Annotated in this window: 11 protein-coding genes; 7 read left to right on the plus strand and 4 right to left on the minus strand. The window is 61.4% G+C overall.

What is annotated here, in order from left to right:
* Both HMPREF1546_RS03980 and HMPREF1546_RS03985 read right to left on the minus strand, forming a co-directional pair.
* A partial coding sequence (locus HMPREF1546_RS03980; RefSeq protein WP_198016080.1) for a site-specific integrase occupies positions 1 to 536 on the minus strand: 536 nt, incomplete at its 3' end.
* Between the two features lie 303 nt (positions 537 to 839).
* Positions 840 to 1,685 carry a tyrosine-type recombinase/integrase gene (locus HMPREF1546_RS03985; RefSeq protein ID WP_021750333.1) on the minus strand — a complete coding sequence of 282 codons (846 nt, stop codon included), beginning with the start codon at positions 1,683 to 1,685 and terminating at the stop codon, positions 840 to 842.
* Positions 1,686 to 1,882: 197 nt separating this feature from the next.
* Between HMPREF1546_RS03985 and HMPREF1546_RS03990 the strand changes: the two genes are divergently transcribed.
* The 6 genes from HMPREF1546_RS03990 to HMPREF1546_RS04015 all read left to right on the plus strand — a co-directional run bounded on the left by HMPREF1546_RS03990 (position 1,883) and on the right by HMPREF1546_RS04015 (position 8,928).
* Positions 1,883 to 3,397: a histidine kinase gene (locus tag HMPREF1546_RS03990; RefSeq protein WP_249390900.1), complete on the plus strand. Its 1,515-nt coding sequence runs from the start codon at positions 1,883 to 1,885 to the stop codon at positions 3,395 to 3,397.
* A gap of 63 nt (positions 3,398 to 3,460) precedes the next feature.
* Entirely contained in the window at positions 3,461 to 4,273 is an 813-nt protein-coding gene (locus tag HMPREF1546_RS03995) for a response regulator (protein WP_021750331.1), read from the plus strand.
* Between the two features lie 16 nt (positions 4,274 to 4,289).
* Entirely contained in the window at positions 4,290 to 5,798 is a 1,509-nt protein-coding gene (locus HMPREF1546_RS04000) for an ABC transporter ATP-binding protein (RefSeq protein WP_036630904.1), read from the plus strand.
* A gap of 15 nt (positions 5,799 to 5,813) precedes the next feature.
* Entirely contained in the window at positions 5,814 to 6,872 is a 1,059-nt protein-coding gene (locus tag HMPREF1546_RS04005) for an ABC transporter permease (RefSeq protein WP_021750329.1), read from the plus strand.
* 1 nt (position 6,873) lies between these two features.
* Positions 6,874 to 7,800, plus strand: coding sequence for an ABC transporter permease (locus HMPREF1546_RS04010; RefSeq protein WP_021750328.1), 927 nt, complete (start codon positions 6,874 to 6,876; stop codon positions 7,798 to 7,800).
* A gap of 72 nt (positions 7,801 to 7,872) precedes the next feature.
* Positions 7,873 to 8,928 carry a BMP family protein gene (locus tag HMPREF1546_RS04015; protein WP_021750327.1) on the plus strand — a complete coding sequence of 352 codons (1,056 nt, stop codon included), beginning with the start codon at positions 7,873 to 7,875 and terminating at the stop codon, positions 8,926 to 8,928.
* A gap of 247 nt (positions 8,929 to 9,175) precedes the next feature.
* On the opposite strand, the gene HMPREF1546_RS04020 is transcribed toward HMPREF1546_RS04015, so the two are convergent.
* On the minus strand, positions 9,176 to 9,841 hold the full coding sequence (locus HMPREF1546_RS04020) for an MT-A70 family methyltransferase (protein ID WP_021750325.1): 666 nt from the start codon (positions 9,839 to 9,841) through the stop codon (positions 9,176 to 9,178).
* Complete coding sequence (locus HMPREF1546_RS04025; protein WP_021750324.1) at positions 9,816 to 10,538, minus strand: BglII/BstYI family type II restriction endonuclease; 723 nt, start codon at positions 10,536 to 10,538, stop codon at positions 9,816 to 9,818. Before HMPREF1546_RS04025 ends, HMPREF1546_RS04020 begins: the two co-directional genes overlap by 26 nt.
* A gap of 164 nt (positions 10,539 to 10,702) precedes the next feature.
* On the opposite strand from HMPREF1546_RS04025, the gene HMPREF1546_RS04030 reads away from it, so the two are divergent.
* Positions 10,703 to 11,059 (plus strand): response regulator transcription factor, encoded by a 357-nt coding sequence (locus HMPREF1546_RS04030; protein WP_021750322.1) that lies wholly within the window; start codon positions 10,703 to 10,705, stop codon positions 11,057 to 11,059.
* Positions 11,060 to 11,281 lie beyond the last annotated feature (222 nt).

Here is an 11,281-nt window from a genome sequence, read left to right on the forward strand (position 1 = left end):
CCCCCGCCGGTACGGACCGGCAGGCGCCCGGCCCGCACCCGCTCAACGGTCACCTGAGGCAACTCTCCCACCCGGATGCCCGCCAGGGCGAATATTTTCACCAGCAGGTAGGTCCGCTCCTTTTCCAGTATCCTGGCAGCCTGCAGCAGCCGCAGATACTCCACCCGGCTCAGTTCCGGCTGGAGGCCCTTGTCCGCCTCCAGCTGCCCCACCAACTGCAGGTCCCGCCGCCCCATGTACTCCATCAGCCCGTTGGCGGCAGACAGGTGGGTATTCACGGTGCTGGGGGAATACCCTGCCTCCAGCAGGAATGCTCGCCAAGCAGCCAGCGTTCCCCGGGAGATCTGCTTGTCCGGGGGCAGGTAGTCATAGAGGGCCCGCAGCTTGGCACTGTACATCTGCACCGTGCCCTTGCGGCGTCCCCTGCCGGACAGGTCCGCCAGATAAGCCCGGATGGTCTCCATGCTGAGCTCGGCGCCGGGCCAGTCCGGTGTGCGGTGTGTCTCCCGCGGCTTCAGAGCCTCTGGACTCCTCATCTCCCCGCCTCCTGTCAACAGAATCGCCATTTCCTCCTGTAAGGGACCGAAACGGGGCCTGCAGACCAGGGGCAAATGTGCGCAAAAAAGCCCGCGCAGCCTGCGCGGGCTCAAAAATGGCGCAAAGACAGCAGCCGGACAAAATTCGACGCTTTTCCGGCCATTTTATGCTGCCCAAATCGGTAAAAGCTCTTGCGGCTGGCGGTGCTTTGTGCTAGAATTTGGTTACTGTTAAAATCAATTATGTATGTCTAGTTATTTTTTTGCAGCCATCCGCATCGGAATGGCGATTCTGTCCTATTTCTAACAGACCAGCCCCAGCCGTGCCAGAGTCCCGGCGTGCTCGGTGCCCGTGGAGATCAGGTAAATCCGGGTCGTCTCAATACTGGAGTGGCCCAGGACGTCCGCCAGCTTGGCCACGTCCCGGCAGACGCGGTAGAACGTCCTGGCGAACAGGTGCCGCAGATTGTGGGGAAACACCTTGCTGGGTGCCACGCCCGCCTTGTCGCACAGTGCTTTCATCTCCGCCCAGATCTGCCGGCGGGAGATGCCTTTTTCGTTTCTGGTGAGAAAAATCTCGCCGGAAGCGATTTTTTGTTTCCGGGCGTATTTGAGGAGCTTGCGGCAGAGCTTGCCCGGCAGCAGGATGGTCCGGATCTTGCCCTTCAAGGAGATTTCGGCCCTTCCCCGGTACACGGCCTCCACGGTGACATAGCGCACCTCGGACACCCGGATTCCTGTGCCGCAAATGGTTTCCAGCAGCAGCGCCAGCCGTTCCCGGCCCTGGGTGCGGGCGGTCTCCAGCAGGCGGAGGTACTCCGGCCTCGTCAGCTCCCGGCTGTCGTCCCGGAACAGCCGCCGCTGGATGCGCAGGGGCTTCACCCGAAACGCCGGCCAGCCCAGAAATACAAGGAACCGGTTGACCGCCGCCAGCTTGACGTTGATGGTGGCCGGCGCCAGCTTCGCCTCCAGCAAGGCGGCCTTCCAGGCCCCCGCCGCCGCCTTGGACGCCGCCCGGCCGTCCAGCCAGGCGGTAAAAGCCGCCGCATCCCGCAGGTATTTCTCGATGGTGGCGGGGCTCTTTTCCTCCCACACCAGGCGCTGCCTGAACGCCTGGAGCTGTTCTCCTGTGATGGTATAGTCTTGCACTGCATATCGCCTCCCGTACAATTATCCTCTATATTTTACCTTCCGGCCGGCTGTCTATGTATCCAATGGATTTTGCGCGGCAGAACACTGCTCTGACACCGACGGATAGGCCCCGGCCCTCTGCTTGCATTGCGGGCCGATTTGACGTATTCTTTAATAAAAAAGGCAGGTGCCAAAAAAAGGGAGGGATCGCCTTGGTGCGGACCGCAAAGCGGACGCCTCTGATTCACGCCGGACGGGCTTTTGTACTGGCCCTGGCGGCCGGACTGGTGCTTGTTGGCTGCATGGAGTGGAGCCGCCGGAACCAGGAGCGGGACCGCATGGGCTATGTCGCCAGCGCCATCGGGGCGGAGACGTATGAGTTTATGCTCTCCGAGATGAGCAAAACCCGCGTTCTGGAGGCCTATCTCATCCAGACCAGCGGGGACTATTCGGACTTCGGCAGGGTCGCCCATGTCCTGCTGCGGGAGGACTATGTGCGAAACGTCCTCTTCGCGCCGGACGGGATCGTGGACGGTGTCTTTCCCCTGGAGGGAAACGAGGATGTCGTCGGGCTGAACATGTACGGGGACGGGGCCGGCAATCTGGAGGCTCAAGCTGCCATCGAAAAAGAGGCGCTGTATATCGCCGGCCCCTTCCAGCTGATCCAGGGCGGCCTGGGCATCGCCGGGCGGCTGCCGGTCTTTCTGACGGACGAACAGGGCCAGCGGTATTTCTGGGGCATTGTCTCCGTGACGCTGGACTTTCCGGCCGCCCTGTCCGGAAGCTCCGTGGAGCGGGTAAATGCCCAGGGCTTCGCCTGCCAAATTTGGCGCATCAATCCGGACGACGGACAGAAACAGGTGATTCTCGAGACGGCGGACCCGCTGCCGGAGGGTGTGCGGACTGTGGACCACGCGCAGGAGCTGTTCAACTCTGTCTGGACCGTCTCCCTGGCGCCCCTGCGGCCCTGGTATCTCCAGATCAGCCTGTGGCTGGGGGTGGCGGTGAGCCTGCTGGTGGCGTTGCTGGCTGCGGCGGGCGTCTATTACGCGGGCCGGCTGCGGCAGCTGCAGCTGGAAAAATCCCAGCGGGCCATCCAGCAGCTGCAGGAGCAGCTGGAGCGGGAACAGGGCAATATGCTGCTGAACCAGATCCGCTCCCACTTCTTTTACCACACCCTCAACGCTCTGCAGGCCCTGATCGTCCTGAAGCCGGAGGCGGCCTACAAAATGGCCGGAGACTTCGCCCGCTACCTGCGGTTCACACTGGACTCCGTCACTGCCGACGGCGGGATCGGCTCCTTCCGGGAGGAGATCCGGGCGGTCCGGGCCTATGCGGATATCAACCAGCAGCAGCTGGGGGACCGGCTGCACATGGTCTACGAGATTCCCGACGTGGACTTTCCCATCCCCCTGCTGACCATCCAACCCATTGTGGAGAATGCCATCCTCCACGGCATCAAGCCCAAGGTGGGCGGCGGAACCGTCTCTTTGAAGCTGGAAGAGCTGCCGGACCACTGGCAGGTCACGGTGACGGACGACGGCGTGGGCTTCGGCCTGGAAGCTGTCCGAGAGAAGGGCTCCATCGGGCTGGAGAATGTGCGGCGGCGCATAGCCCGCTTCCCCGGCAGCGAGCTGCGGATCACCAGCACAGTGGGCATGGGCACACAGGCTGTCCTGACTTATGGAAAGCGGGGGAAAAACATGGAAAATCTTTCAAAATCGACCTGAAAGCGTACGGTTTCCGTACGCTCCATCTGGTACAATAGAAACATAAGACAGGGGTGACCGCGATTGAAAACCATTCTGGTGGACGACATGCTGCTGGATCTGCAGCTCTTCGAGCTGAAATGTGCGGACATGCCTGATTTTGAAATTGTGGGGAAATTCACCGATCCCAACGCGGCCATTGAGTACGCCGCCGGCCATGTGGTGGATTTTGCCCTGCTGGATATCGACATGCCGGGGATGGACGGCATCCATCTGGCCCAGGCCCTGCGGCGGCTGCGGAGTGACATCATCATCGTCTTCGCCACGGCCCACCCGAAGTTTGCGGTGGAGGCGCTGAAGATGAAGGCGGACTACATCATCTTCAAGCCCTTTGACCGGGAGGACATCGCCGATGTGATGGAGCGGGCCAAGCTGCTGCGCCGCCGCCAGTGCAAGCGCATCCATTTCCACACCTTCGGGGCCTTCGACATGCTGGTGGACGGCGAGCCGGTGCACTTCCGCTCCGGCAAGGCCAAGGAGCTGATGGCCTTGTGCGTGTATCGGGACGGGCGGCCGGTGTCCATTCACGAGATCGTGGAAAACCTATGGGGAGAGAACGCCGACGGCACCGGCTACCGCCGCACCATCAAGGAGCTGGCAGACACCCTGCGGGACTATGGCGCGGAGGAGATGTTCCTGCGCAGCCGGGGGAGCCTGCGGGTGCGGATGGACCTGGCGGACTCGGATTTTCAGGCATTCATGAGCGGCGATGAGGACGCCATCTGCCAGTTTCAGGGGGTGTTCATGCAGCAGTATTCCTGGGCGGAGCCCATGGTCTGCACGCTGCAGGAGAAAAAGGAGCTGATGCTTGCCCGCATGGGGAAGCACCGCATGTAAGGAGGGGGCTGAAACTTTGGATGAGTTACTGAGAATGGAGCACGTCAGCAAACGCTTCGGCGATTTCTACGCCAACAGGGACATCAACCTGTCCGTCCGCAAGGGCGAGGTACATACCCTGTTAGGGGAGAACGGCGCGGGAAAGAGCACGCTGATGAACGTCCTCATCGGGCTGTACCAGCCCACAGAGGGAAAGATCTTCCTGAATGGGAAGGAGGTCCGCATCGACTCTCCTGCCCAGGCGGTGAAGCTGGGCATCGGTATGGTGCATCAGCACTTCATGCTGGTGGAGGCCATGACGGTGTTCGAGAACATCATCCTGGGGGACCGGAACACCAAGGGCATCTTCATCGACAAAGAGGCCCGGAAGAAGGAAATCCTGGAGCTGGCGGAGCGCTATGGTCTGGACGTGGAGCTGGACCGGCCCATCACGGAGATTGCCGTGGGCGCCCAGCAGCGGGTGGAAATCCTGAAAACCCTGTATCGGGGCGCGGAGCTGCTGATTCTGGACGAGCCCACCGCCGCCCTGACAGACATCGAGGTAGAGGGACTGTTCCAGATCATCCATAAGCTGACGGAGGAGGGCAAAAGCGTCATCTTCATCAGCCACAAGATGCGGGAGGTGCTGCAGATCTCCGACCGTATCACCATCCTGCGCACCGGCGAGGTCATCACCACCCTGGATCGCTCCGAGACCGACGGCCAGGAGCTGGCCAACCTGATGATCGGCCGGGAGCTGGTCCCCTCCCACTACGGCAAGGTGGAGGAGCCGGGCGATCCCGTCATCCAGATGCGGAGCGTGGACTACCACAAAGAATCCAAGCACGCAGGGCTCAGCGGCGTCTCCCTGACCGTGGGCCGGGGCGAGATCGTGGGCATTGCCGGCGTGGACGGCAACGGCCAGAGCCAGCTGGCCCAGGTGGTCACCGGCGTGCTGACGCCGGACGGCGGTGAGGTGGACATGAAGGGCTCCAAGGTGGCTCAGTTCACCCCCAACGGCTTTATTCTGGAAAATGTATCCCACATCCCGGAAGACCGGAACAAGATGGGCCTCATCGGCAATATGTCCGTGAAGGACAATATCGTGCTCAAGGCCACGGACTCTCCGGAGTTCTCCAGTGCCAAGGGCTACTTTCTGAAGAAAAAGGCCATCCGGGACTACGCCCTGAAGATGCAGGAGAAGTACGACATCCGCTGCACCTCTGTGGAGCAGGAGACGCGGAACCTCTCCGGCGGCAACCAGCAGAAGGTGATCCTGGCCCGGGAGCTGGAGGGCAGCCCGGACCTGCTGGTGGCCGTCCACCCCACCCGGGGCCTGGATATCGGCGCCACCCGCTTCGTCCACGACACCATGATCGAGGCCCGGGACAAGGGCTGCGGCGTATTGCTGATCTCCGCGGACTTCGACGAAATCCTGGAGGTTTCCGACCGCATTGTGGTGATGTTCGAGGGGCAGATCATGGGCGTGTTCTCCGGCAAAAATCCTCCCATTGAGGAGATCAGCCTGGCCATGGCCGGGAAATAAGGAGGGGGAGAACGCATGAAAAACAGCGGAAAACTCGTCAGTTTCCTGGTACCCATCATCTCCATCCTGCTGGCCTTCGTCATCGGGTGCATCATCATGGCCGTGCTGGGTGCCAATCCCTTTGTGGCGCTGGAGTCCCTTTGGATCGGTGCCTTCGGCAGCCTGCGGAACGTAGGCACCACCCTGGCCCGCTCCACGCCGCTGATCTTCACCAGCCTGTGCGCCTGCTTTGCATACCGCTGCGGCGTGTTCAACCTGGGTGGTGAGGGCCAGTTCCTGATGGGCTCCATCGTCTGCTGCTACATTGCCACCCAGAGCGGGATCGAAGGACTGCCCGCCATTCTCCTGTGTCTGGTGGGCGGCGCCGTGGCTGGCGGCCTCTGGTCCCTGATTTCCGGCCTGCTGAAGGTCTACCGTGGCCAGAATGAAATGATTATCACCATCATGCTGAACTATGTGGCCACGCTGTTCATGGGCGTGGTATATACCGACTGGCTGCGGGACGGCAGCGTTCCGCAGACGCAGGCCGTGCCGGAGGCCACTCAGCTCAGCCGCCTCTTCGGCCTGCGGGTCACCTCCGCCTTCGTCATCGCCCTGGCGGTGGGACTGCTGGTGTACTATTTCCTGTTCTACACCTCCAAGGGCTTCCAGCTGCGGGCCGTGGGCCTGAACATGACGGCGGCGGAGTTCAACGGCTTCGCGGTGAAGAAGTACATCCTGATGAGCTTTATCGTCTCCGGCGCCATCGCCGGCCTGGGCGGCAGCGCCGAGCTGCTGGGGACCCAGTTCCGGCTCATCAACGGCTTCGGCAACGGCTACGGATTCGACGGCGTGGCCATGGCCCTGATCGGTCAGCTGCATCCTCTGGCGACCATTGTGGTGGCCATCTTCTTCGCAGCTCTGCGGGTGGGCTCTACCACCATGCAGGCGGCCACCGGCGTGCCCACCAGCGTATCCGACATCATCCAGGCCCTGGTGATCGTGTTCACCGTGGCGGGTCTGGCCATGGTGAAGCTGCCCGGATTCAAGGCGTTCCTGGGAAGGCTGACGGAGAGACGGAAGGAGGCGGCCTGATATGGAATTTGTCATGAACATCATCCTCTCCAGCGTTCGCATGGCCACGCCCCTGATCTTTCTGGCGCTGGCGGAGCTGTACTCCCAGCGGGCGGGCCTGGTCCACATCGGACTGGAGGGCCTGGCCTCTATCGGCTCTCTGGTGGGCTTTCTGGTGAGCCTCATCACCGGCAGCCCCATGCTGGGCGTGCTGGCTGGCGCGGCGGTGGGCATTCTGGTGAACATGATCTTCGCCTACGCCACCGTCACCCTCTGCGCGGAGCAGATCGTCTACGGTATGGCCATCAACATCTTCGCCCCGGCCCTGGCGGCCTTCATCTACCGGGTCTACTTCGGCGCCGGGTCCGAGCTGGTGCAGGTGGGTCTGATGAACACGCTGTCCTCCTCCCTGGGCATCACCTCCGACAACTTCCTGGTCCGCCTCCTGCTGGACCAGACGCCCATGGTGTACCTGGCTTACGGCCTGGTGATCTTCACGGTTATCTACTTCAACCGTACCAAGTCCGGCCTGAACTACAAGGCCGTGGGCGAGTATCCCAAGGCGGCGGCAACTCTGGGCATCAACGTCATTGGCGTGAAGTACGCCGCCTGCGTCATCTGCGGCGCCCTGGCCGGCATCGGCGGTGCCTATCTCACCACCTGCTACGCCAACACCTACGTGGACGGCAACGTGGCGGGCCGGGGCTTCATCGCCCTGGCGGCGGTGATCTTCGGCCGGTGGAGCGGTGCCGGCGTGCTGCTGGCGTGCCTGTTCTTCGGCTTCTGCGACGCGCTGCAGATCCGGCTGCAGGTGGGCAGCTTCGGCGTGCCCTATCAGTTCTTCCAGATGATCCCCTACATCGCCACCGTGGTGGTATTGGCCGGCATCGGCATGAAGAAGGCCGGCCCCAAGAGCTCCGGCAAGCCCTATCTCAAGGAGGAGCGCTGAGGATAATCGCCGCCCACGCGGCTGTTATCAATAGAAGGCATCCACATTTATGAAGAATTGGGAGGAAAGAACATGAAAAAATTATTGGCTCTGCTTCTCACCCTGGTCATGTGCCTGTCGCTGGCGGCGTGCGGCGGCTCCGGTACCGACACCTCCGGCACTGACACGTCCAGCGGAGAAACCGGCGAAGACTCCGGCGACAGCAGCTACCGGGTGGCCATGATCTGCGACTCCAGCATCTCCGACGGCGGGTGGGGCATGTCCTGCTACAACGCCATGGTGGATGCCGCCGCAGAGCGCGGCTGGGCCACGGAGGTCTCCGACAGCATCGCCCAGTCTGCCTACTATGACACCATCATCTCCTATTGTGACCTGGGCTATGACCTGATCTACGCCCCTGGCAACCAGTACACCGACGCCGTCCTTCAGGCGGCGGAGGAGTTCCCCGATGTGGCCTTCGCCCTGCTGAACGGCGGCGAGGACACTCCCGCCAAAGCCGTCAACGGCAATGTGACCTCCCTGCTGCCCAATGCCCAGCAGGTGGGCTGGATCGCCGGTGCCCTGGCCGGTCTTATGACCAAGAGCGGCACGGTGGCCTTCATTGGCGCCATGGAACTGGATACCACCCTGGGCAAGTATAACGGATTCAAGGAAGCCGCCGCCTATGTGGGACAGCAGGAGGGCAAGACCGTCTCCACTCTGGATGTGGTCTACTCCGGCGACTTTTCCGCCGCCGACAAGGGCATTGAGTTTGCCAAGGCCATGATCGACCAGGGCGCTGATGTGTTCTTTGGCGACGCCTCCGCTGTGGACTCCGGCGCACGGCAGGCCATTGACGAAGCCAATGCCGCCAGCGGCTCCGTGAGCATCTATGACATCGCCCAGCCCTCCGATCTGTTGGGCCAGAACGAGTGCATCATCGGCAGCCAGGTGACGGACAATGCCTCCCTTGTGGGCCTGTGCATGGAGGCTGTGGAGGATGGCTCCTTCGGCGGCGAGGTCATCTACGGCACCCTGCAGAACGGTGCCCTGTCCGCCGGTGCCCTCAGCGACCTGGTGCCCGCCGATGTTCAGGAGAAGTATCAGGGCTACCTGGACCAGATGGTGGACGGCAGCTTTATGCAGTAAGATTTATACCCGCAAACCACTGCGGCTCCATCCAGATGCCTGGATGGAGCCGCTTTCCCCCCTGCCCGGGAAACTTCTGCCCAACGGTAGAACGGGGCCTGCAGTGCCGGGCATTGGATGGCGGGCAGCCGCTCCCCTCCTCCCTGGCCCGCAGACGCAAAACGGCCGTGCGATTTTTGATCGCACGGCCGTTTTTCCGATATTCTGCCCCACAGGAACGGCGCGGTCCGCCCTGTTCTCCGGGTCATCAGGAGCGGGAAGCTCTCTCCTCCCGGCAGTCTTCCGGTTTTTTCGTGTGGTTTTTATAGGTATTCCATGTGGGTTCATATTCCGCTGTGGCCTGATTGCCCCACATGGCCCAGCCCTCCCGGTCCCCGCGGGCAAACAGCTCAAGAAACGGCCCTGGAGAGCATCGCTCGATCAGGGGGATGAATTCGTCCGGTTTTCTGGAGTGCTCCCGCTTCTGTGCCCGCAGCAGGTTCACCTGGGACCTGGCCGGGGGCAGCGTCCTGTTCCCGCCGCCCCTGACACCAAAGAGCAGAATTTCCGTCACATTCCGGAAGTAGAACCCCACACCCCGGCCGTCCGGTTCTCCGTCCTTGCGAACCTTCTCCCAGATGATATTGCCCTTGTACTCGAATCCCCAGGCCTTCATGACCGCAAGGCCGTCGGGAAGCAGGGCATTGGGTACCCACAGATACAGATGGCTCTTCTCCGCCGCCACCTGTGCCACCGGCAGCGCCATGATGTCTTCCAGCTCCATGGTCTCGTAGCGATTCAGCCGCTTGTGCTCAGGCGCTACCTTCCCGGTCCGATTCTGGAACCTCCAGGGAGGGTCGGCATATATGGTGGCGTATTTTTGATCGCCGCAGAAACGCAGCAGATTTTCAGATGTTTCCTGGATTGTGCTCATCGATGTACCCTTCCTCCCAATCTGTGATGCACGGTTTCCTGATGCCTACTGCCAGAATGGGGCATCCGCCGTTCCTGCGGGAATCCAAGCGATAGGTCAATTTCCCCATCCAGGTGGTGCTGGCCCCGTACTTCCGCAGAATGGGTTTCCACTGGCGGGTCTTTCCGTCATAGTCGTAAATGGTTTTGAAGATGTCGTTCAGCTCGGCAGAGCGCGTAATGATGATCCCTGCACTGACAAGGTCGCAGTCATAATACGTCCGCATGGCCAGCAGGTCCCGGTCGAACGTCTGATCTTTGCTGTTCCACTCCAGATCGAAGGCGATCCGGTTTTTCAGGAAGTCGATATTATGTCCGTCGATATACCCGGGTATGACCTTTTCCTCAAACGGCTCCTGGGAAAAGCGTCCCCGCTGTTCGGCCTGCCGCGGGTAGAACTTGATGTGGAGGTCGCCGGAAATGCGGATCTCGCGCCATCCGCGGGGATACAGCACATCATCAAACTTTTTGGGGATCTTGGTCTCGTTTCCGCCGGACTCCCGAAGATCGTCCGTAGTGATGCGCAGCTGACGCAGGCAGTCCACAATCTCGCTCCACTCCGCCGGAAATGCCTGTGTGATAATCTCAAGCGCGTGATTATAGCTGTAAAATTCAAACTTCTCTAAAAGGTCGGGCGCAATATACTCTCTCAAGTCCAAGGCGGCTGTCCTCCTGTGTTTTAGATATTATAACATCTTTTCCTCCCGTTTTCACCACCATTTTTTGAATGCGCCATAATTTTCAGGGGTGCCTCTTTTTTACGTTTCACCAATCCGGGTCCCGCAGCCCCCGCCGGGCAGCAAAAATTTCGGAAAGAGGACACATGTTAACAGAGCGCAGCCAATTGGGTGCTGTGGCAGGATGGTACATTTCCCCAGAGAGTCTTCAGAAGGGGTACGACCCAGGCATTGACGACTATATGGTGAAGTCCGGCGACTTCAGCGGGCTGCTCATGCGGGTGCGGGCACTGCTGCGCCGGGCCAATATTGAGGCCAGCCGGAAGCTGTCCGTGGACGGACTTCTTCTGTATGCCGACGCGCTGACGGCCTCTCTTGCCGGAGCGGAGATCCCCGTGACCATCCGGGAATTCAACATCCTGTACGAGCTGCTGTCCTGCCCCAACCGCACCTTCCCGCTACGGGTACAGGCGGAAGTTCTGTGGCAGCGGCAGACACACTGAACCCGCCGTCCCGTTACGGCCCCTGCGTCAATTCGCAAAGGCCATAGCCGGAAGTCCCGCCTCTCCGCCGCCGCAGCGCAAGAGGCACCCGGACAGCTCCCCGGCGCAGAGTCCGCACACTTGATTGAAAATGGATGCGCGGGCGGCAAATATTGTGGTATAATATCCATACTGAGATCGCTGGTGGCCGCCGGGCCGCGGCCGCTCCTTTCTCCGGCCGCG

This window comes from Oscillibacter sp. KLE 1745, from assembly GCF_000469445.2.
Lineage (GTDB): Bacteria > Bacillota > Clostridia > Oscillospirales > Oscillospiraceae > Oscillibacter > Oscillibacter welbionis.